This is a genomic window from Streptomyces xiamenensis, from assembly GCF_000993785.3.
In the GTDB taxonomy this organism is placed as follows: domain Bacteria; phylum Actinomycetota; class Actinomycetes; order Streptomycetales; family Streptomycetaceae; genus Streptomyces; species Streptomyces xiamenensis.
On the sequence record NZ_CP009922.3, the window covers coordinates 4,188,505 to 4,207,750 of the forward strand.

A 19,246-nucleotide genomic window follows, 5' to 3' on the forward strand; every position below is an offset into this window, starting at 1 on the left:
AGAGGGGCGCGGGCCGGTCACGTGCCCTGCGGTTCTCCGCGTGCCCGGGGCCGGAGCGTGGCCCGTGTCCGGGGGAGCGGGCGAAGCCGTCCCCCGGCGGAGGTGGTGCGTCCGGCGTTTCCGTTGTCCTGGTCGTCCTCGCGGTCGTCCCCGGCCGGTTCGACTCTCCCGGGCGGCAGGACGAAGGCGGACAGGCCGGCCAGGGCGTACAGCGCCACGACGCTCCACAGTCCGGTGACGGCCGCGTCGGCGGGCGGGTCGCCACCGTCCAGCGCCGAGAAGTAGACGGTGGCGACGATGGCGATGCCGGTGGCGACACCCACCTGGATGGCGGTGTTCACCAGTGAGGAGGCCGAACCGGAGGCCGAGCGCGGGACCTTGGCGAGCACGATGTTCACCAGCGTGCCGGCCATCATCGCCATGCCGAGCCCGGAGACGACCATGCCGGGGACGGGATGCCACGGCTCCAGCGTGCCGGCGTACCGGTCGACGGTGGCGGTGATGGGCACCATCCCGGCGGCCATGAAGGAGCAGCCCAGGAGGACGCCCCGGCGGCCCAGCGGCATCAGTCCGGGCGCGAATCCGGAGCCGATGCCGACGCCCACGGTGAAGGCGACCATGGTGAGGCCGGTGCGAAGCGGGGTGTAGCCCTCGCCGACCTGGAGGTGCACGGTCATGACGAGTTGGTGTGCCGTGCCGCGGCCAGGGCCGGTACCGGGCCGGCGGCGCCCTCACCCGTCTCGGTGCGGGCCGTGGGAGAGTCGCGGGGAGAGAAGGCGGCAGTGGCGAACGCGCCGCCGGGCTACAGCGCGAGTGACAGCAGCGCCGGAGCCGCCTTGCGGTTGAGCGTCTCCGCCGCCTGCCGCAGCCGGTGCGCCTCACCGACCGGCAGCGACAGCGCCAGACAGCCCACCGTCGCCCCGGCCGTCAACGGCACCGCGGCGCACAGCGTACCCACCGCGTACTCCTGGAGATCCAGCACCGGCATGGTGGCCGGCTGCCGCTCCAGCGAGTTCAGCAGGACCCGGGCGTCGGTGATCGTCCGCGAGGTCAGCCGCGCCGCCCGGTGCCGCGAGAAGTGGTCCTGCCGCCCGTCGTGATCGAGCTGGCTCAGCAGGCACTTGCCGATGGCCGTCGCGTGTGCCGCCGACCGGAAGTCCACCCACTGGTGCACCGGGGGCGTCTCCGGCGCGTCCGAGACGTGCGGCACCTCCAGCTCGCCGTCCCGGTAGAGCCCGATGTACACGGCGGCGCCCAGCGCCACGCGCAGCGCGTCCAGCGCCTCCTGGAGCTTCTCGTGCCGCACCCGCTGCCGGTCCCCGCCCCGGCTCAGCAGGATCAGCGCCTCGCCGGGAAGGTACGCGCCGTCCCGCAGCTGGTGCACGTACCCCTCGCGGGTCAGCATCAGCAGCAGGTGGGAGAGCTGACCGGGCGGCAGATCGATATGTTCGGCGATCTCGTTCTCCGGGATGCCGTCGGGATGGCCCGCGACGGTCTCCAGCAGCCGCAGCGCGTACTGCACGGAGTGGAAGGGGGCGGTCAGCCCGGGTGTGATCGCCACTTCGTCCTCCTGGAGGGGGAGTTGTGCCAGCTCGGACCCAGGGTAGCGACGATGCGGCCACCAGGGAGGCGGTCCGGCACAAGTGACTCCTCCGGTGCCGGACCACCCCGCGATCACAGCACGGTGCTCAGGAACTCCCGGGTCCGGTCGTTCTCAGGATCGCTGAAGATCTTCTCCGGCGACCCCGACTCCACGATCTTGCCCTTGTCGAACATCAGCACACGGTCGGAGATGTCGCGCGCGAAGCTCATCTCGTGCGTCACACAGATCATCGTGATGTCGGTGCTGTGCGCGATGTCGCTCAGCACGTCCAGCACACCGGCCACCAGCTCCGGGTCGAGGGCGGAGGTGACCTCGTCCAGCAGCAGCACCTGCGGGCGCATCGCCAGCGCGCGGGCGATCGCCACCCGCTGCTGCTGACCGCCGGAGAGCTGACTGGGGTACTTGTCGAGATGCTCGGTCAGCCCGACCAGCTCGATCAATTCCCTGGCCCGCTGCGCCGCCTCGTCCTTGTCCATGCCCAGGACATGGACCGGCGCCTCCATCACATTGCGCTGCACCTTCATGTTGGGGAAGAGGTTGAACTGCTGGAAGACCATGCCGATCTTCTTGCGGACCTCGCGGGTGTGCCGCTCCCCGGCGCGTACCAGCTTCCCGTTCTTCTCCTCGTGGGTGAGCAGGTCGCCGTCGACGGTGATGGTGCCCTCTTCGGGCCGCAGCAGGGTCATCAGCAGCCGCAGGATCGTGGTCTTGCCGGATCCGGAGGGGCCGATGAGGGTGACGTGCTTGCCCGTGGCGACGGAGAAGTCGAGTTCGTCGAGGACAGTCACCTCGCCGAAGCGTTTGGTGACCTTGTCGAACCGGACGAGTTCGGTGCCGTTCGCACGGCTGGGATCGTTGCTCATGGCTTGGGGTCTCTCAATGCAGTCGGATCAGGTGGTGAGCGCGAGCCGGCGTTCGAGGGCGCGGATCAGCAGCGAGGCCGGGTAGGCGATCACCAGGAACGCGATGCCGACGATGGTGTACGCCTCGGAGGTGAAGGTGGCGTTGCTGAAGCTGCGTGCCTCGCCGAGCATCTCCAGGGCGCCGATGACCGCGATCATGGGCGAGTCCTTGAGCATGGCGATGACGTAGTTGCCCAGCGCCGGGACCACCCGCCGGATGGCCTGCGGCAGGATGACCGCGGTCCAGGTGCGCACCCGCGGCAGGCTGAGCGCGGTGGCCGCCTCCCACTGGCCGGGCGGCACGCCGCCGATGCCGGAGCGGTACACCTCGGCCGTGTACGTCGAGTAGTGCAGCCCCAGGCCCACGATGCCGGTGGTCAGCGCCGACATGGACGGACCCCACTCGGGCACCACGAAGTACAGGAAGAACAACTGCACCAGCAGAGGCGTGTTGCGGATGAACTCGGTGACCGCGTTCACCGGCCAGCGCACGGCGCGGAAGCGCGAACGTTGCGCTATCGCCCACACCAGGCCGAGGGAGAAGGCGATCAGGGTCCCCAGGGCGAGTGCCTGGAGGGTGACCAGCAGGCCCTTCCAGAAGTCGGGCATGAAGTCGGAGACGACGTCCCAGCTCCAGCTCATCGGGCACCGCCCCCCACACGCAGCGGGAACTTCAGGGCGGGCGCCTGGCCCACCCCCGCCTTGGCGGCCCGCTCCACGACCCGCATGCCGCGGGTGAGGACGAACGCCATCGCGAAGTAGAGAACCAGCAGCAGGGTGTACACGGGCGCGCTTTCATTGCTGCCGAGCCGGACCAGGTTGCCGGCGTACGTCATGTCGGCGACGCCGATCACGGAGACCAGCGCGGTGCCCTTGAGCAGCTCGATCAGCAGGTTGTTGAACGGTGGGACCATCTCGGGCCAGGCCTGCGGAATCTCGATACGGCGCAGCCGCTGGGCCCGGGAGAAGCCCAGCGCGACCCCCGCCTCGCGCTGGGCGACGGGCACGGCGGCGAGCGCTCCGCGTACTACCTCGGACCCGTACGCCCCGTACGTGAGGCCGAGCGCGAGCACGCCGGCGTACATCGGGACGAGCTGCCACTGGAGGATCAGCGGCAGGGAGAACGCCAGCCAGAACAGCATCACGAGCGCGGACATCCCGCGGAAGATCTCGAAATAGGCGCCGGCGAGAAAACGGACGATCCACAGGCGCGAGGTGCGCAGCGTGCCGATGGTGAACGCGACGACTGCGGCGAGCGCGGCGCTGTAGAGGGTCACCTGAATGGTGATCCAGATCCCCGGGAGGAAATAGTTCTGGAACATTCCTGAGGTCATCATCAGCAAAGCTCCTCGGCCGTGAGGTCCGTCATCTCGGCCTCGGTGAAACCGAAGGGGCTGACGATGTCGAGCAGCTCGCCACTGTCCTTGAGTTTGTGCAGTTCCACATTGAAGGCGTCGCGGAAGTTCTTTTCGGAGCGACGGAAGGCGAAGCCGCCCGCGCCGTAGGCCGGCTCGCCGTTCACATAGGGCTGGAACGGTTCGGTGGCCTCGGCCCGGGGGGAATTCTCCACGACGCCGGTGACGGTGACATTGGTCCCGGCGAACGCGGCGGCCCGCCCCTGGACGACGGCGTCGAGGCCGGCGACCTGGTCGGGGAGGATCAGCAGCCTGCTGTCCGGGATGCCGGCGGCGAGCGCGTAGTCGATCTCGGCGTACGCGGTGCCGGTGGCGAGCACCAGGTTCTGCTCGGCGATGTCCTCGTACCGCTGGATGTTGTGCGGGTTTCCGGCGGGCACGATGAACGAGTCCAGCATGAGGTAGTCCGGGTCCGAGAACAGGACCTGGGCGCACCGGGTGGGATTGATGTACATCCCGGCGGAGACCACATCGAACTGTTGCGCCTTGAGCCCGGGAATGAGTGCGCCGAATTCGACGGGCACCGGGGTGACGTTGTCGATCCCGAGCCTGGTGAAGATCACCTTGGCGATGGCCGGGGCCTCGCCGTCGGGCTCACCGTCCTTGTTGATGTAGCCGAACGGCGGCTCGCTCGCGATGCCGACCTTGACGGAGCCACGGGAGCGGAGCCGCTCCAGCAGATCGCCGCCCTCGACGCTGCCCTCCGGGGGGATCCGGCTGCACGCGGCAGCCAGGGCGCCGAAGGCGCCGAAGGCGGCGGCACCGGCGAGGAGTGATCGCCGACTGATGCCGTTTGACGTCCGTCTTTCGTAAGGTGTCGATTTTGTCCGTTGCGGTGGAGCCATGGCGGCGCGGCTACCCAGCCTCAACGAACTTATGCGACTCCATTTCGGTACATCATCCGATCAGACGCGTCGCCGGTACAGAACCCATCCGGTCACGGCGACGAGCAGGACGGCGGTGGTGCCGCCGAGGATCCACGGCAGCGAACCGCCGTTCTCGCTGGTGGCGGCGGCTTCCGCCTCGGGTCCGGGGGCGGGCTCGGCGCTGTCGTCCGGAGTCGTTTCGGGCGTCGGCCCGGGTGTGACGGGCGGCACAAGGCCCGCTTCCCAGTCGCGGAAGATGGGCGGGCTGTCGGGGTCGCCGGGGTCGCCTTCCCCGTCGATGACGACGCGGTCGGGCCGGACGACGCCGTACCCGGTGTAGTCATCCCGTCGCTGGTCATCGGGGCGTTCGGCGGTGTTGAGCATCACGCGCAGGACCTGGTTCTTGGTCCAGTCGGGGTGCTGCGACCAGATCAGCGCGGCGGAGGCGGAGGCGAGAGCGGTGGCGGAACTGGTACCGCCCTCCTCACGGAGGCAGGCGGGGCCGGAGAGGCCGTCGCAGTGGCCGGGCACATCGTTACCGGGTGCAGCCAGAGATACCTGCGGGCCGAAGGTTGAATAAGGAATCCGCTCGCCTGCCTTGTCCGCCGCACCGATTCCTACGACGCCGTCCAGTGAGTTTGGTGCAGTGGAAATGTTGGAGGTAGCACCGTCATTTCCACTTCCGGCAAAGATGAGCACATCGTGGCGGGCGGCCAGGGAGAGCGCCTCAGTCATCTCTTGTCTGGCTGCCTCGACCTGGGCATCGGTCTGGGAGATATTGATGACCTTGGCACCCGAATCAATTGCATGGCCTACCGCTGTGGCCCATCGGCTGGAGATATTAGCTGTGATGCCGCCGCTGGTGACTCGGATGGGAAGAATCTTTGTACCTGGGGCCAGCCCCTGGATTCCCTCACCTGCTCCGGTTCCTGCGATGAGTGCGGCCATGTCGGTGCCGTGTCCATCGGAGTCGACGTGTGCGCCTTCTGCTCCCGCTGTGAAGTCGGCACCTTCCAGCACTTGGCCTTGGAGTTCGGGGAGGGTGGGGTCGACTCCGCTGTCGATGACGGCGACGGTGATGCCTTCGCCGGTGGTGTGTTGCCACATTTCTTCGACGCGGAGGGTGTCGAAGTACCAGGGGTGTTGGGGGGTGTCAGCTGCCTGGGCGGTGGGTGCGGTGGCCAGGGCTGCGGTGAGGGCAAGGGTGGTGGCGAGGGCCCGGCGGGTGGGGGTCATGGCTGCTGCCTGTCGTCCTTGCTCTCGTTCTTCTTTTGCTTCTTCTTGCCGTTCTTGCGGCCCTGACCGGGCAGGCCGATGACACCGGTGGGTTTGGGCAGGGACCGCCCGCGCTCCCCACGACCGGTGGCCGGCCGTCCGTCGACCGTCGCCTTCCCATACATGGGACGCGGCGTGGTGTTGGGCTGGTCGTTCCTGGTCGGAGTGAGACGTGAGTTGGCGGCGTTCATACCGGGCTGGATCACCCCACCCGGAGGGATACGTGACGCCACGGTGGGTTTCGCGTTCGGTACCGGCTTGCCCCCGAGGAGGCCGTAGTTGTTCGCCCTGCCCCAGGGATTACCCCCACCCGGGCCACCACCTCCCGTAGGCGGACGGCCCACGGGAGGCTGCTGACCACCCGGCATCCCAGGCCCGGCGGGTCGCCCCACCGGTGGCTGTGAACCCGGACCGGACGGCGGACCCAAGGGCCGCACCACAGGCGCCTCACCCGGACGCAGACCCGGGCCACGCACCAGCGGCACCTGACCCCCACCCCCACGCCCCTGACCGGGCTGGGCTGGTGACGGCCATCCCGGCACCGGACCCACCACCGGCTGCTGCGGCGGACCGCCACCCACAGGACGCTCCACCACCACCGGCGGAGGAGACCCGGACGGAGCCACCGGAGGAACCCCACCATTCGGCACCACCCCCACCGAATCCAACGACGTCCTCGTACCGTCATCACCGAAGTCAGGCTGAGGGGTTACCCCCGAGGGTTGCTGCGGTGGTTGATGGGAGGAGGGGGCGATCGCTGAGCTGTTCCATGCCGGCATCTCCTGTTGAATAGGGGGATGCGTCGCCGCAGCGGCCGGTGGAAATGCTCCCGGAGGGTTCGGCGCGGGGCTGTGCAGCTCAGGGAAGGGAAGCACACCCGGATCTGTTCCGAATTGCTGGAAGAGCGGTTCCCGCTCGTTCACGTACTGGATCGTCCCCGCCGATGTCTTGTACACCGAGCCCAGGCGGTTGATGACGGCGATCGCTTCCTGGCGGCTGGATTCCGCTTCGGTCATCGTCATGGGGCGTTCCCCGTCGCCCGTGTCGTAGGCCACGTCGAGAGCGGTCGCCGGCATCTCCTGGGGCGGGGCGGGTGGTATCTCACTCTGGGCCTGGCGCAGAGCAACGCCCGCGTTGGTGATCGCGCTCGCCATGAAACTGGCGTACGTCTTCAGATCCACCGACGCGTGATGGAAGTGGCGGATCCATTCGCGGAACTCGTCCGCCGTCTGACCCTGCCACTCCAACTCACCGGCCCGCGACCAGATCTGCTCGCCCATCCACTCCACGGCCTCGGCCACGGCCTCCAGCGTCTCCCCCCGCTGGATCAGCATGTCCGGCCGTGCCCCCGCCAGCAGACCCTCCAACTCCCTGTGGGTCATCGCCTGTAACTGCTCCGCCGCGTAGTCCTCGGAGCCGTGACCCCTGTACGTGCCCCGATACGTCCCACGATCCTCCACGGCCCGATCCCCTCCCCGTCGGCCTCTCCCCGCCAAGACGTTCGGGCCTCAGGATACGTTCCGCTGCCGACACGCTCCGGTGTGCCACCATGCCAGCAGCAGAACATTGTGCGGATCAGGAGGGATGTCCCATGTCGGACTCGGAGCGGTTCATCACCGTCTCGCTGGACAAGCGCGGGGTCAGCTGTACCGCCAAGCTGCTCAGTGACCGGGCGCCCATCACCTGCCATGCCGTGTGGGACGCCTTGCCGTTGGGTGGCGACGTCTATCACGCCAAGTACGCCCGCAATGAGATCTACACCCTCGTGCCGCCCTTCGCCCCCGAGGAGCCGCCGCTGGAGAACCCCACCATCACGCCGATCCCCGGCGACCTGTGCTACTTCACCTTCTCCGACACCCAGCTGGGCACCAAGGCCTACGGGTACGAGACGCACGCCGCCCACCAGGGCAAGGCGACCGTCGTCGATCTCGCGCTCTTCTACGAGCGCAACAACCTCCTCATCAACGGCGACGCCGGCTGGGTGCCCGGCATCGTGTGGGGGACCGTGGTCGACGGGCTCGACCGGATGGCCGACGCCTGTCAGGACCTGTGGCGGGCCGGCGCGCTCGGTGAGTCGCTCAACTTCCGGCGCGCGTAGGGGTCCTCGATCCGGGTGGCGCCCGAGGCGTCCAGCGCGTGGGCGACCGCCAGCACCCGTTCGTCCGTGTGCCGCGCCCCGACCAGCTGGGCGCCGATCGGCAGTCCGCCCGCGTCCGTGCCGCACGGCACGGTCGCGGCGGGCTGCTGCGTCATGTTGAAGGGGTAGGTGAACGGCGTCCACTCCGTCCACCGCGTCATACCGGAGGCCGCCGGCACCTCCGCCCCCGCCGCGAACGGCGCGATCGGCATCGTCGGCGTCAGCAGCAGGTCGTACGCCTCGTGGAAGCCCCCCATCGCCTTGCCCAGGCCCATCCGCACGTCCACCGCCGCCAGGTAGTCCAGCGACCCGTACCCGGCGCCCTGACCGCAGATCTCCCGCAGCCCCGGGTCGAGCAGCGCCCGCCGCCGTTCGTCGAAGGGCTGGATCACCCGGGCTGCGCCCGCGAACCACAGCACGTGGAACGCCTCCCGCAGCTGGTCCAGCGACGGCAGCGGCGGGTCGGTCTCCTCGACCACCGCGCCCAGGTCGGCCAGCCGCTCGGCCACTCGCCGCACGGACGCCGCGATGGCCGGTTCGACCCGCACCCCGTCGAAGCCGAGCCGTGGCGAGTAGGCGACCCGCAGTCCCCGGACGGTGTCCCCGGCCTCGGCCACCGCCGTACGGAAGCCGTGGGCGCCGCCCGTGGCGGGCAGCGCCGACCAGTCGCGCGGGTCGGGGCGGGCGATCACATCCATCAGCAGCGCCGCGTCGCGGGCGTCCCGGGTGATCGGGCCGACGTGGGCCAGCGTCCCGAACGCGCTCGCCGGATAGATCGCGACCCGTCCGTACGTCGGCTTCAGCGCGAAGACCCCGCAGAAGGACCCCGGGATGCGCACCGAGCCGCCCCCGTCCGTGCCCAGACTCAGCGGCCCGGCCCCGGCCCGTACCGCCGCAGCACTGCCCCCGCTGGATCCGCCGGCCGTACGCTCCGGGGCGTACGGATTGCCCGTCGCGCCGTGTCGCGGCGAGTCGGTCACACCCTTCCAGCCGAACTCGGGCGTGGTCGTCTTCCCGATGAACACCGCCCCCGACTCCCGCAGCCGGGCCACCGCCGGCGCGTCCTCGTCCCACACGCCCTCGGCCGACAGTGCGGCCGAGCCGCGCAGCGTGGGGTGGCCGCGCATCAGCAGGATGTCCTTCACCGTGACGGGCACGCCGTCCACCGGGCCGGCCGCCGCGCCGCGCCGCCAGCGGTCCTCGGCGGCCCGCGCCTGCTCCAGGGCGCCGTCGTGATCGAGCAGGACGAACGCGTTGAGCTCGGGCTGTACGGCCTCGGCCCGGGCGAGCGTGGCGCGCGTCGCGTCCACGGGGGAGACCTCGCCCGCCGCGTACGCCCGCGTGAGTTCCGTCGCCGTCCAGCCGGTCAGTTCCTCGTCCGCCGTCACGTGGGCTTCCCTTCCCCTCCGTCGGTGGCCGCGCCGGTGCCCGGGCTGTCGCCCGACACATAGCCCAGCCGCTTGTCGACCACGTTGAACAGCGGTGCCCCCGCCGCCCAGCGGTCGAAGTTGTCCAGGAACTGCTCCGCCAGGTCATCGCGCCACCCGAAGGTGTCCCCGCTCATGTGCGGCGAGACGATCAGCCCCGGCGCGTCCCACAGCGGGCTGTCGGCTGGCAGCGGTTCGGTGGCGAAGACATCCAGCGCCGCGCCCGCCAGCGCCCCGGCGTGCAGGGCCGCCGCCAGGTCCGGTTCCACCACATGGCCGCCCCGTCCGATGTTGATGAAGTGCGCGGTCGGTTTCATCCGGGCGAACGCGTCCGCGTCGAACAGACCCCTCGTCGCCTCGGTCAGCGGTGCCGCGCACACCACCCAGTCGGCCTCCGGCAGCAGAACGGGCAGGTCGTCGGCGGCCCGCACCCGGCCGAATTCCGGGTCGCCGGGGTGTTCCCGGCGGCCGGTGAGTGTCACATCGACACCCAGTGCCATGAGCGTCGAACCGATTCTCCGGCCGATCGGACCCGATCCGATGACAACCGCCCGGCTTCCGTACACCTTGAATGTCTCCCGGTGCCGCCAGCGGCGCTCCTGCTGCAATTTCCAGCTGCCCGGGAAATCCTTTGCCATGGCCAGGACCAGGCCCGCAACATATTCGGCGATCGGCCGGTCGAAGACGCCCCGAGCATTGGTAATGATCGTCGGGGCGGACAGCAGTTCGGGAAAGAGCAACCGGTCCACGCCGGCGCTCGCGGTGTGCACCCACGCCGGGTGCGCTCCGGCGCCTGGCCAGGCCTCCCGCACCGCGTCGGAGCCGAAGTCCCACACGAGAAGTACATCCGCTTGGGGCAGCTGCCGGGCAAGGGCCGCGGCGCCGTCGGCGTGCAGGACGCGTGCCCGCCCGGCGAGCCGGTCGAGGCGGGGGAGAGGGTCGGCGTCAAGGACCAGGACACAGGATTCGGGCATCCGGCGAAACCGTTTCGAAACGAGGGCGTGTTTGGCTGGGGAGAAGGTGGTGCCAATGGAGGTGCGGTCGAGGATTGACCACGGTAGGGAGAAGAAACTACCTTCGTCAACGAAGGCCATCGACTCCCGGCGTCCCGGTACCGGAAGATTCGCCGACCGGTAGTGCGTTTCTGTATATGTCATCGTCCGGCCAGACTGGTTCTGCGCCGCCCCTGCGTTTGAATATGGGGTGTGAAATGGATGTCTCCTTCCTGGGCGGCCCGCAGCCGCAGCGTGGGATCGGAGTCGTGGCGCCGTTCGACTTCGCGCTCGATCGCGAACTGTGGCGGTGGGTGCCCGACGACATCTCCCTGCATGTGACACGGACCCCGTTCGTGCCGGTGGAGGTGAGTCTCGACCTGGCCCGGATGGTCTCCGAGCACGAGACCCTGCGGGAGGCGGTACGCGCGCTGTCCGCCGTGTCCCCCGAGGTCATCGCCTACGCCTGCACCTCCGGCAGCTTCGTCGGCGGGGTGGCCGGCGAGATGGCCATGACCACCGCGATGACCCAGGCGGGCGAAGCCCCCGCCATGACCACCTCCGGGGCGCTGCTGGAGGCGCTGCGCGAGCTGCGGGTGCGGCGGGTCGCGGTGATCACCCCGTACACCCGCTCGGTCACCGACTCCCTCGAGGACTTCGTGCACGCGGCCGGGGTCGAGGTCAGCGGACGCAGCTATCTGGGCCTCACCCGGGAGATCTGGCGGGTCGGCTACCGCGACGTGGTGAACATGGCCCGCGAGGCGACGGCGGCCGACGCCCCGGACGCGCTGTTCATCAGCTGCACCAACCTCGCCACCTACGATGTGATCCCGCAGCTGGAGGCGGAACTGCGGATTCCGGTGCTGTCGGCGAACCAGGTCACGGTCTGGAAGGCGCTGCGGATGATCGGCAAGGAAGCGGTGGGCCCGTACCAGGCGCTGCTCGACCCGGCCGCGCGGGCCTCGCTGGAGGCGCTGTCCGCCATCCCGCCGCTGCCCACGGTCACCGCGCCGGAGCCGACCGCCGCGGCGGCGACGGCGGGGGAGGAGAGCCCGCTGGAGACGACCGGCGGGATGGTCTTCCCGGACGACCTCGGCGGTGGCCGGCCGCCCGGCTGAGGGTGACCACGACGAGCACGAGCAGGAAGCGAGCGCCGTATGGACGACAGCAGGGACGGCACGGACACGACGGCCGACGGCCACGTCGGATTCCTCTACCCCGGTTACTCGGCGGAGGACGACTACCCCCGGATGGAGGCCCTGCTGCGGGACAGCGGCGACCCCCGCGCCGCGGGGGTGCGGCTGCCGCTGGTCCACACCGACATGGGGACGGACGCCCACCGCGTGGACGCACTGCTGGAGATGGGCGCGGTGCCCCGGCTGGCGGCGGGGGTCGGCGAGCTGAAGCGCGCGGGCGCGCGGGCGGTGGTGTGGGCCTGCACAAGCGCCAGTTTCGTCTACGGCTGGGAGGGCGCGGGCCAGCAGGTGACGGCGCTCTCCGAGGCGGCCGGGCTGCCCGCCTCCAGTACCTCCTTCGCCTTCGCGCACGCGGTGGCCGAGCTGGGGGTGAGCCGGGTGGCGATCGCGGCGACGTACCCGGAGGACGTGGCCGGGCTGTTCGCCGAGTTCCTGAAGGTGGCGGGCGCCGAGGTGGTCGGTACCCGGGGCAGCGGCATCATCACCGCCGCCGAGGTCGGCACCTGGGGGCGCGAGGACGTGCTGCGGATCGCCCGCGAGGGCGATGACCCGGCGGCGCAGGCGGTGCTGCTGCCGGACACGGCGCTGCACACGGCGGCGTGGGTGGCGGAGTTGGAGTCGGAGCTGGGCAAGCCGGTGCTCACCGCGAACCAGGTGACGGCGTGGGAGGGCCTGCGGCTGCTGGGCCGTACGGTACGGGTGCCCGCGCTCGGCGCGCTGTTCGACCGGGCCTGACCGCCCGGCGTCCGGCGCCGGTATCCGTCGGCACCGACGGCAGGTCCGGCTACCGGGCGCCCGAAGCCCGGCCCCGGCCGATCGGACGGTCAGGAACCGTCCGCGAACCCCGTCGTCCCGCCGATCATGGCGGTGATCCGCTCCGGCGGCAGCGGCTTCGCGTACAGCCAGCCCTGACCGGTGTCGCAGCCGATACGGCGCAGCCGGTCGGCCTGGGCCTGGCCCTCCACGCATTCGGCGGTGACGGTCAGGCCCAGCTTGTGCGCGAGGTCCACCAGGGCGGTCACGATGGTCTCGTCCGCCGGATTGAGGTGGCGGGCGGTCCTGAACCCCTTGACGAACGTCCCGTCGAGCTTGAGGGCGCGTACCGGCAGCTGGGAGAGGTAGGCGAGGTTGGAGTAGCCGGTGCCGAAGTCGTCGATGGCGATCCGTACCCCCATCTCGGACAGTTCCTGGAGTGCCTGGAGGGGTCGCCCGGCCGGGCCCATGACGGCGGATTCGGTGAGTTCCAGCTGGAGGAGCCCGGCGGGCAGCCCGGTCTCGGCGAGCACCCGGGTGACGTCCGCGACGACGTCCGAGTCCCACATCTGCCGCACCGCCACATTGACGCTGACGAACGGCGGCGGGCGGTGCTGGTGGCTGAGCTGCCAGGCGCGGGCCTGCCGGCATGCCTCGGTGAGCACCCAGCGGCCCAGCGGCACGATGGCGCCGTTCTCCTCGGCGAGGCCGATGAAACGGTCCGGGGTGAGCCGCCCGAACTGCGGGTGCTGCCAGCGCACCAGCGCCTCGACGCCGCGCAGGGTGTCGTCCGCGAGTGCCACGATCGGCTGATATTCGAGGACGAACTCGCCGCGTTCGATGGCGGGGCGCAGCGTGGCGGTGAGCGACTGGCGGGTCATGCGGTGCGCGTTGCGCTCGGGGTCGAAGACGGTCCAGCGGGCCCGGCCGTCCGCCTTGGCCCAGTAGAGCGTGGTGTCGGCGGCCTGCATGAGGGAGGTGGCGTTGACGCCGGCGCATTCGCGCTCCACGACGCCGATGCTCGCGGAGACGGACAGCCGCTGTCCCGCCACGTCGAAGGGGCGCTGGAGGGCGGCCAGCATCGCCTGGGCGAGCCCGGTGAGCTGATCCGTGCCGGCGGAACTCTCCACCAGTACGGCGAACTCGTCGCCGCCCAGCCGTGCCACCAGGGTGCCGGTCCCGGTGGTGCCGTTCGTGCACTGGCTCAGCCGCCGGGCGGCGGCGCTCAGCAGTTCGTCGCCGACCCGGTGGCCGTGGGTGTCGTTGATGGCTTTGAAGCCGTCCAGGTCCAGGTAGCACAGGCCGATGCGGCCGGTGGCGGAGTCGTTCAGGGCGGCGGTGAGGCGTTCCACGAACAGCGAGCGGTTGGGCAGCCGGGTGACCGGGTCGTGCATCTGGAGGTGCCACAGCTTCTCGCGCAGTTCGCGCCGTTCGGTGATGTCGAGCACCGAGAGCAGGGCGCCGCCGTCCGGCCCGGACGGCCGTACGGTGACCTCCGCCCAGACGGTGTGCCCGTCGGCGTGTTTCAGCCGCCGGGTGCAGCGCAGTTGCTCGCGCCGCCCGCTGAGCACCGCGTGGTACGGGCCCCGGGTGTCGCCGTCCAGGCCGAGGTCGAGCCCGGTGGCGGCGTCGGCGGGGAGGCCCGCCAGTTCGCCGGGGCCGTGTCCGAGCAAGGTCTCCAGCGCCGTGTTGGCGGCGGTGATCCGGCCGGAGGGGGCGATCAGCGCCATCGGCGCGGAGGCGATCCGGAACGCGGCTCGGTAGTCGGCCCGATGATCGGCCCGGTGACCGGCCCGGGAATCGGTCTGCTGGTCGGCCCGGTAGCCGGCCTGAACATCACGCTCCGTGATGACCGGCCGGGGGATGTCCTGGGCGCCGCCGGGTGGGCCGCCCGGTCCTGGGATGGGTCCGTTCACCGATCGCTCCTGGGCTGCCGGCCGGGGGAATCCGCTGGAAATGTGCCGATCATAGAGGCTGATCCGTGGCCGGAGCCAGCTCCTTCCGGGCCTGTCTCGATCCCCGACTCCACCGCCCCGCACACGTTTGCGAGGAGCTGATCGATTCTGCCCACCCGGGGCAAGGTAGCGATCGTTCCCGAAAGACATATACGCAGGGTAATCGTACTGCTCGTTACGCCGGCCGGCCCAACCCCATGGGGCACAGCGGGACAGAAGTGAACACAGTGGTGAGGGCATCTCCCCGCTCCCGCAGACCCCATGGGAGGCAGACGTGTCACGGAGCGCCCTCCTGCGGCCCGCCGCCGTCCTCACCGCGCTGACCGCCCTCATGGGGAGCACTCTCACCGCGGGACCCGGCACGGCCGCGCTCGCCGACGAGCCGTGCGGCCTGCCGCGCTCCGCGCACCACCACTCCGAAGGCATCGACACCTGGAACGAGGCATACCCGCGCCCGGTGGGCGCCCTCGACGCGGTGATGGTCTTCCTCTCCTTCCCCGACTCCGGCGACCTGCTCGACCCGGCCGTCATCGCCGCCGACCACACCCCCGCCACCGACGACTTCTTCCGGCGCGCCTCCTACGGCCAATTCGAACTGGCGATGGACGTGGTGCCCCGGTGGACCGAGATGCCCGCCCCGTCCACCCACTACGCCGTCCAGCGCGACTGGGACGCTCAGCTGCGCACCGCCTACCTGCGCGACGCCCTGACCGTCCTCGCCCCGGTCGTCGAGGACCTCGGCGCGTACGACGTCATCTACCTGGTCGCCGACCCCCATGCGCCCGGTGTGGACTCCGACGCCACCAAGGTCGTCAACTTCCACGAGCCGCTGCGGGTCGGCGACACGGAGATCAGCCGGGTCGTCACCGTCTTCGAGAAGCGGCCGCCGGACCGCAACGTCCTCGCCCACGAGACCGGGCACATCTTCGACCTGCCCGACCTGTACAACCGGCCCGTCGGCGACCACGGCGACTGGGACACCCACGTGGGGGACTGGGACCTCATGGGCAGCCAGTTCGGACTCGCCCCCGAGCCCTTCGCCTGGCACAAGTGGAAACTCGGCTGGCTCACCACCGAGCACGTCGACTGCGTACGGTCCCCCGGCACCACCCGGCACACGCTCCAGCCGCTCACCGCGCCCCTGGACGCCGCCAACCCCGCCGCCGACACCCGTCTGGCCGTCATCCGCCTCGGCCGCACCGAGGTCCTGGTCGCCGAGGCGCGCACCCGGGAGGGCAACGACAAGCGGGCCTGCACCCAGGGTGTCCTGCTCTACAAGGTGCGCAGTGACGTGGCCTCCGCCGACGGCCCGATCCAGGTCATCGACGGCCACCCGGGCACCGGCGCCTGCCACGGCAGCTCCGTGCACCCACGGCTGGCGGACGCCCCGCTGGGGACCGGGGAGAGCTACCACGACAGGGAACACGGCGTACGGGTGGAGGTGGGGGACCGGACGCCCGCGGGCGGCTGGAATCTCAAGATCGTCAAGGAGTGAGGGGGTGAGGTGTGGGTGGGGGAAGGGCCGCGGGGTGGGGGAGCCGCCGGTTCGGGGGGTACGGAAAAGGCCCCCCGCTGCTGCGAGGGGCCTTCCGTGTCGGTGCGCCGCCAGGGACTCGAACCCCGGACCCGCTGATTAAGAGTCAGCTGCTCTAACCAACTGAGCTAGCGGCGCCTGCTGACGTCGTAAAGATTAGCACCCCGCGCGCCCCCTTCCGAACCACCCCGGGATGCGGTAGGAGCCGCCGGTTCGGGGGGTACGGAAAAGGCCCCCGCTGCTGCGAGGGGCCTTCCGTGTCGGTGCGCCGCCAGGGACTCGAACCCCGGACCCGCTGATTAAGAGTCAGCTGCTCTAACCAACTGAGCTAGCGGCGCCTGCTGACGTCATAGACATTAGCACCCCGCCGGTCATCAGCAAAAATCGCTTCCTCCCGCCCCCACCCGGCCCCTTCCCTGGCCGCCCGGACACAGGCCCACAGCAGCACCTCGGGGCCCGGCAGCCAGGGATGACGGCTCTCCGGCGCCACCAGCCAGTGACCGTCCGCCGCCGTCGTGCCCTCCGGCACCGTCACCACGTCCCCCACGCCGTGACACAGCAGCGGAGGGATCAGCCGGGTGCCGCGGCTCCACTCCTCCCAGCGCAGCAGCGCCGGCAGCCTGGCCGCGGTGCCGGGCGCCGCGAACAGCAGCAGCCGGCCCCGGTACGCCGCCACCGGACCCCGGCCCGGACCCGCCGACCACAGCTGCTCCAGCACGCGCCGCCCGAACAGACCCGGCGCGCTGATCACATCGAAGTCCGTGCCGCAGCGCGCCGAGGCCAGCCACCGGGCCCCGGAGGGGGTCGGTGTCGGTGCGGGCACAGGCGCCGGGGTGGGTGTCGGGAGAACCGCGGGTTCCGTCATGACACCCAGATGTACGGGATCGGGTGCCGCCCCCGCTGCATCTCCGGGAAATCAGGACAGCGGGGGGTGGCCTCCGGTACCGTGCGGCGCCTGCCGCCGCTGGAGCCGCCGGCCGAACTCGATCATCTTCACCGCGTAGTCCTCGGTCCACTCCGCCCGCTCGGCGATCTGGGCCGCCGACAGCCGGTCGAAGCGGCGCGGGTCCGCCAGCTGGGCGGCCGCGACGGCCTGGTACTCCACCGCGCGGTCCGCCGCGGCCTGGAAGGCCACGGCGAGTTCGGTGGCGCGCGACAGGAGCAGATCCGGCTCGGAGATGGACTCCAGATCGAAGAAGTGCTCCTCCTCCGGGGCATCCGTGGGCGGTTCGAAGAACAGCCCGGCGGGGCGGCGGAAGCGGGGCGACTCGGGTGCCGGTCCGGAATCGGTCATGCGGGAGCCTCCACGGCTGCTGAGCGGCGGGTGCGGGGGTGCTGGGACGCGAGAGGTGCTGGGACGCGCGATCGGATGCGCGTGCGGATCGGGGACGTGGGGACGCGGGAATCCTCCCCAGGTTACGTCCGCGAGCCACCCGAGGTCCGGGCCAGTTCCGCTTCGCTCCGGTCGCCACTCCGCGCGCCGTCCGTACGCTCCGGGGCGTACGGCCCCGCAGGCACGGACCCGTCGCGGGACGCCGACACGCTCCGTACCAGCCCCAGGCGCTCCTGGAACCGCTCGGCCAGCCGCATGAGGGGCCGGGTCAGCAGCAGCCCGGCGATCATCACCGCGATGCCGGCCAGCGCGTCGATGAAGTAGTGGTTGGCGGTGCCCATCACCACCATCACGGTGATCAGCGGGTAGCCGACCGCGAGGGAGCGCATCCACCAGGTGCGCGGCCCGAAGTACCACAGCGCGACCCCGCACCACACCGCCCAGCCGACGTGCAGGCTCGGCATCGCCGCGTACTGGTTCGTCATGTCGCCCATCCCGCTGGGCGCGCTCGCCTCGTCACCCCACCACCCGTACTCGCTGTACTGGGAGAGGCTGTCGGTGAAACCGTGCCGGTCGTGCAGCAGCCGGGGCGGCGAGGTGGGCATCAGGGTGAACCCGATCAGCCCCATCAGGGTCGACCCCATCAGCCAGGTCCGCATCAGCCGGTAGTGCGCGGCGCGGCGCCTGAACAGCCAGACCAGGATCGCCGGCGTGACCAGATAGTGCAGGGACGCGTACGCGAAGGAGGACGGTATCCCCAGCCACGCCTCCTGCGTGAACAGGTCGTTGAGCGGCTCCTCCGGATTGAGGAACAGGGACCGTTCCAGACGCAGGATCGCCAGTCCGTTCTCCACCGCCGTACTGACATCACCCCTGGCCAGCAGGCGGGCGCCGGAATACGCCCCGTAGACAACCACGATCAGCAGCAGCTCGGTCCACCAGCGGGGCCGGACTCGGGGCATGGGGTCGGACTCCAGTGTTCGGGCAGGGACAGTTCACCCCGCGGACAGCGGGACGTAAGGGAACAGACGCTCGGTCGGTGCCCATGGTTCCATGCGGGAGGATGGGAAAATCAGCCACGTATCACCCGGTACACCGTGAGAGAAGTGAGAATCATGACCGCGCGCATTCTGCTGGTACGGCACGGGCAGACCGCCTGGTCGGTGGATGGACGGCACACCGGGCACACCGACGTCCCGCTGCTCGACGAGGGCCGGGCGGACGCCAAGGCGCTGGGCGCGCGGCTGCACCGCGCGCCGTGGGACGGGCTGCACGGCGCGCAGGTGCGCACCTCGCCCCTGTCGCGCGCCAAGGAGACCTGCGAGCTGGCCGGATTCGGCGACCGGGCGAGCGACTGGGACGCGCTCAAGGAGTGGGACTACGGCGACGCCGAGGGCCGCACCGGCGAACAGATGGCCGAGGCCCGGGGCGGTGAGTGGGTGCTGTGGCGCGACGGGGTGCGCGGCGGCGAGACCTTCGCGCAGTTGTCGGCGCGGGCCGACGAGGTGGTGGCATGGGCACGGGAGGCCGAGGGTGACGCGGTGCTGTTCGCGCACGGCCACATCCTGCGCTCGGTGGCGGCCCGCTGGCTGGGTCAGGACGTGCGCTTCGCCTCCCGCATCCGCCTCGCGCCTGCCTCGCTGTCCGAACTGGGCTGGGCCCACGGCGAACCGGTCCTGGCCCGCTGGAACGACACGGGCCACCTGGAACACTGAGCGCGCACCCGCGCACCCGCGCACCCGCGCGTTCGGGCCGTCCCCGCGCGGGGGCGCACTGCACGAGGTGAACGAAGTCCGGCCGACGCCAGGACAAAGCCACCGGTCAAAAAGAGTGCTCCCCGCACACGCGGGGATGGTCC

Annotated in this window: 19 protein-coding genes and 2 tRNA genes; 5 read left to right on the forward strand and 16 right to left on the reverse strand. The window is 70.7% G+C overall.

Annotated elements, in window-relative coordinates:
• Positions 1–17 precede the first annotated feature (17 nt).
• The 8 genes from SXIM_RS19465 to SXIM_RS27515 all read right to left on the reverse strand — a co-directional run bounded on the left by SXIM_RS19465 (position 18) and on the right by SXIM_RS27515 (position 7,395).
• Positions 18–677, reverse strand: a complete 660-nt coding sequence (locus SXIM_RS19465) for an MFS transporter (protein WP_030736835.1) — start codon at positions 675–677, stop codon at positions 18–20.
• A gap of 125 nt (positions 678–802) precedes the next feature.
• Entirely contained in the window at positions 803–1,561 is a 759-nt protein-coding gene (locus tag SXIM_RS19470; protein WP_030736832.1) for an IclR family transcriptional regulator, read from the reverse strand.
• Between the two features lie 113 nt (positions 1,562–1,674).
• Positions 1,675–2,466 (reverse strand): ectoine/hydroxyectoine ABC transporter ATP-binding protein EhuA, encoded by a 792-nt coding sequence (gene ehuA, locus SXIM_RS19475; protein WP_030736829.1) that lies wholly within the window; start codon positions 2,464–2,466, stop codon positions 1,675–1,677.
• A 27-nt stretch (positions 2,467–2,493) separates the two neighbouring features.
• On the reverse strand, positions 2,494–3,147 hold the full coding sequence (gene ehuD / locus SXIM_RS19480; protein WP_030736826.1) for an ectoine/hydroxyectoine ABC transporter permease subunit EhuD: 654 nt from the start codon (positions 3,145–3,147) through the stop codon (positions 2,494–2,496).
• Positions 3,144–3,842: an ectoine/hydroxyectoine ABC transporter permease subunit EhuC gene (gene ehuC, locus SXIM_RS19485; protein WP_043178476.1), complete on the reverse strand. Its 699-nt coding sequence runs from the start codon at positions 3,840–3,842 to the stop codon at positions 3,144–3,146. Before ehuC ends, ehuD begins: the two co-directional genes overlap by 4 nt.
• On the reverse strand, positions 3,842–4,765 hold the full coding sequence (gene ehuB, locus SXIM_RS19490; protein ID WP_046724772.1) for an ectoine/hydroxyectoine ABC transporter substrate-binding protein EhuB: 924 nt from the start codon (positions 4,763–4,765) through the stop codon (positions 3,842–3,844). The genes ehuC and ehuB overlap by 1 nt, the downstream gene beginning before the upstream one ends.
• A gap of 60 nt (positions 4,766–4,825) precedes the next feature.
• Positions 4,826–6,022, reverse strand: a complete 1,197-nt coding sequence (locus SXIM_RS19495) for a S8 family serine peptidase (protein ID WP_046724773.1) — start codon at positions 6,020–6,022, stop codon at positions 4,826–4,828.
• Complete coding sequence (locus SXIM_RS27515) at positions 6,019–7,395, reverse strand: WXG100 family type VII secretion target (RefSeq protein ID WP_168222777.1); 1,377 nt, start codon at positions 7,393–7,395, stop codon at positions 6,019–6,021. The genes SXIM_RS19495 and SXIM_RS27515 overlap by 4 nt, the downstream gene beginning before the upstream one ends.
• 257 nt (positions 7,396–7,652) lie before the next feature.
• Between SXIM_RS27515 and SXIM_RS19500 the strand changes: the two genes are divergently transcribed.
• Positions 7,653–8,159: a DUF3830 family protein gene (locus SXIM_RS19500; RefSeq protein ID WP_046724774.1), complete on the forward strand. Its 507-nt coding sequence runs from the start codon at positions 7,653–7,655 to the stop codon at positions 8,157–8,159.
• Here SXIM_RS19500 and SXIM_RS19505 read toward each other — a convergent pair.
• Together SXIM_RS19505 and SXIM_RS19510 are read right to left on the reverse strand one after the other, a co-directional pair.
• Positions 8,102–9,586 carry an amidase gene (locus tag SXIM_RS19505; RefSeq protein WP_046724775.1) on the reverse strand — a complete coding sequence of 495 codons (1,485 nt, stop codon included), beginning with the start codon at positions 9,584–9,586 and terminating at the stop codon, positions 8,102–8,104. The genes SXIM_RS19500 and SXIM_RS19505 overlap by 58 nt on opposite strands.
• Positions 9,583–10,599 carry a D-2-hydroxyacid dehydrogenase gene (locus SXIM_RS19510; RefSeq protein WP_046724776.1) on the reverse strand — a complete coding sequence of 339 codons (1,017 nt, stop codon included), beginning with the start codon at positions 10,597–10,599 and terminating at the stop codon, positions 9,583–9,585. Before SXIM_RS19510 ends, SXIM_RS19505 begins: the two co-directional genes overlap by 4 nt.
• 236 nt (positions 10,600–10,835) lie before the next feature.
• On the opposite strand from SXIM_RS19510, the gene SXIM_RS19515 reads away from it, so the two are divergent.
• Positions 10,836–11,735, forward strand: coding sequence for a maleate cis-trans isomerase family protein (locus tag SXIM_RS19515; protein ID WP_030736801.1), 900 nt, complete (start codon positions 10,836–10,838; stop codon positions 11,733–11,735).
• A gap of 39 nt (positions 11,736–11,774) precedes the next feature.
• Positions 11,775–12,548, forward strand: coding sequence for a maleate cis-trans isomerase family protein (locus SXIM_RS19520; protein WP_030736798.1), 774 nt, complete (start codon positions 11,775–11,777; stop codon positions 12,546–12,548).
• Between the two features lie 89 nt (positions 12,549–12,637).
• Here SXIM_RS19520 and SXIM_RS19525 read toward each other — a convergent pair whose 3' ends face one another.
• Complete coding sequence (locus tag SXIM_RS19525; protein ID WP_078846984.1) at positions 12,638–14,482, reverse strand: putative bifunctional diguanylate cyclase/phosphodiesterase; 1,845 nt, start codon at positions 14,480–14,482, stop codon at positions 12,638–12,640.
• A 313-nt stretch (positions 14,483–14,795) separates the two neighbouring features.
• Here SXIM_RS19525 and SXIM_RS19530 point away from each other — a divergent pair, with 313 nt between their 5' ends.
• Positions 14,796–16,016, forward strand: coding sequence for a M6 family metalloprotease domain-containing protein (locus SXIM_RS19530; protein WP_078846985.1), 1,221 nt, complete (start codon positions 14,796–14,798; stop codon positions 16,014–16,016).
• 103 nt (positions 16,017–16,119) lie between these two features.
• Here the strand turns inward: SXIM_RS19530 and SXIM_RS19535 are convergent.
• The 5 genes from SXIM_RS19535 to SXIM_RS19555 all read right to left on the reverse strand — a co-directional run bounded on the left by SXIM_RS19535 (position 16,120) and on the right by SXIM_RS19555 (position 18,350).
• Positions 16,120–16,193, reverse strand: a tRNA-Lys gene (locus SXIM_RS19535).
• A 126-nt stretch (positions 16,194–16,319) separates the two neighbouring features.
• A tRNA-Lys gene (locus SXIM_RS19540) sits at positions 16,320–16,393 on the reverse strand.
• Positions 16,384–16,920, reverse strand: coding sequence for a hypothetical protein (locus SXIM_RS19545; protein ID WP_420707233.1), 537 nt, complete (start codon positions 16,918–16,920; stop codon positions 16,384–16,386). Before SXIM_RS19545 ends, SXIM_RS19540 begins: the two co-directional genes overlap by 10 nt.
• Before the next feature lie 51 nt (positions 16,921–16,971).
• Positions 16,972–17,349, reverse strand: a complete 378-nt coding sequence (locus SXIM_RS19550) for a hypothetical protein (RefSeq protein WP_030736780.1) — start codon at positions 17,347–17,349, stop codon at positions 16,972–16,974.
• A 122-nt stretch (positions 17,350–17,471) separates the two neighbouring features.
• A complete protein-coding gene (locus tag SXIM_RS19555) occupies positions 17,472–18,350 on the reverse strand; it encodes a phosphatase PAP2 family protein (RefSeq protein WP_043178471.1) in 879 nt (292 codons plus the stop codon).
• A gap of 153 nt (positions 18,351–18,503) precedes the next feature.
• Here SXIM_RS19555 and SXIM_RS19560 point away from each other — a divergent pair, with 153 nt between their 5' ends.
• The gene (locus tag SXIM_RS19560; protein WP_030736774.1) at positions 18,504–19,103 is read left to right on the forward strand and encodes a histidine phosphatase family protein; all 600 of its coding nucleotides are present in this window, start codon (positions 18,504–18,506) and stop codon (positions 19,101–19,103) included.
• The last annotated feature ends 143 nt before the right edge of the window (positions 19,104–19,246 follow it).

What these genes read in the sequence shown, in the direction of transcription:
- ehuA (WP_030736829.1), bottom strand. Translation starts at nt 2,466, where the DNA reads ATGAGCAACGATCCCAGCCGTGCGAACGGCACCGAACTCGTCCGGTTC.
- SXIM_RS27515 (WP_168222777.1), bottom strand. Translation starts at nt 7,395, where the DNA reads ATGCTGATCCAGCGGGGGGAGACGCTGGAGGCCGTGGCCGAGGCCGTG.
- SXIM_RS19515 (WP_030736801.1), top strand. Translation starts at nt 10,836, where the DNA reads ATGGATGTCTCCTTCCTGGGCGGCCCGCAGCCGCAGCGTGGGATCGGA.
- SXIM_RS19545 (WP_420707233.1), bottom strand. Translation starts at nt 16,920, where the DNA reads ATGACGGAACCCGCGGTTCTCCCGACACCCACCCCGGCGCCTGTGCCC.
- SXIM_RS19550 (WP_030736780.1), bottom strand. Translation starts at nt 17,349, where the DNA reads ATGACCGATTCCGGACCGGCACCCGAGTCGCCCCGCTTCCGCCGCCCC.
- SXIM_RS19500 (WP_046724774.1), top strand. Translation starts at nt 7,653, where the DNA reads ATGTCGGACTCGGAGCGGTTCATCACCGTCTCGCTGGACAAGCGCGGG.
- SXIM_RS19465 (WP_030736835.1), bottom strand. Translation starts at nt 677, where the DNA reads ATGACCGTGCACCTCCAGGTCGGCGAGGGCTACACCCCGCTTCGCACC.
- SXIM_RS19510 (WP_046724776.1), bottom strand. Translation starts at nt 10,599, where the DNA reads ATGCCCGAATCCTGTGTCCTGGTCCTTGACGCCGACCCTCTCCCCCGC.
- ehuD (WP_030736826.1), bottom strand. Translation starts at nt 3,147, where the DNA reads ATGAGCTGGAGCTGGGACGTCGTCTCCGACTTCATGCCCGACTTCTGG.
- ehuB (WP_046724772.1), bottom strand. Translation starts at nt 4,765, where the DNA reads ATGGCTCCACCGCAACGGACAAAATCGACACCTTACGAAAGACGGACG.
- SXIM_RS19520 (WP_030736798.1), top strand. Translation starts at nt 11,775, where the DNA reads ATGGACGACAGCAGGGACGGCACGGACACGACGGCCGACGGCCACGTC.
- SXIM_RS19560 (WP_030736774.1), top strand. Translation starts at nt 18,504, where the DNA reads ATGACCGCGCGCATTCTGCTGGTACGGCACGGGCAGACCGCCTGGTCG.
- SXIM_RS19555 (WP_043178471.1), bottom strand. Translation starts at nt 18,350, where the DNA reads ATGCCCCGAGTCCGGCCCCGCTGGTGGACCGAGCTGCTGCTGATCGTG.
- ehuC (WP_043178476.1), bottom strand. Translation starts at nt 3,842, where the DNA reads ATGATGACCTCAGGAATGTTCCAGAACTATTTCCTCCCGGGGATCTGG.
- SXIM_RS19495 (WP_046724773.1), bottom strand. Translation starts at nt 6,022, where the DNA reads ATGACCCCCACCCGCCGGGCCCTCGCCACCACCCTTGCCCTCACCGCA.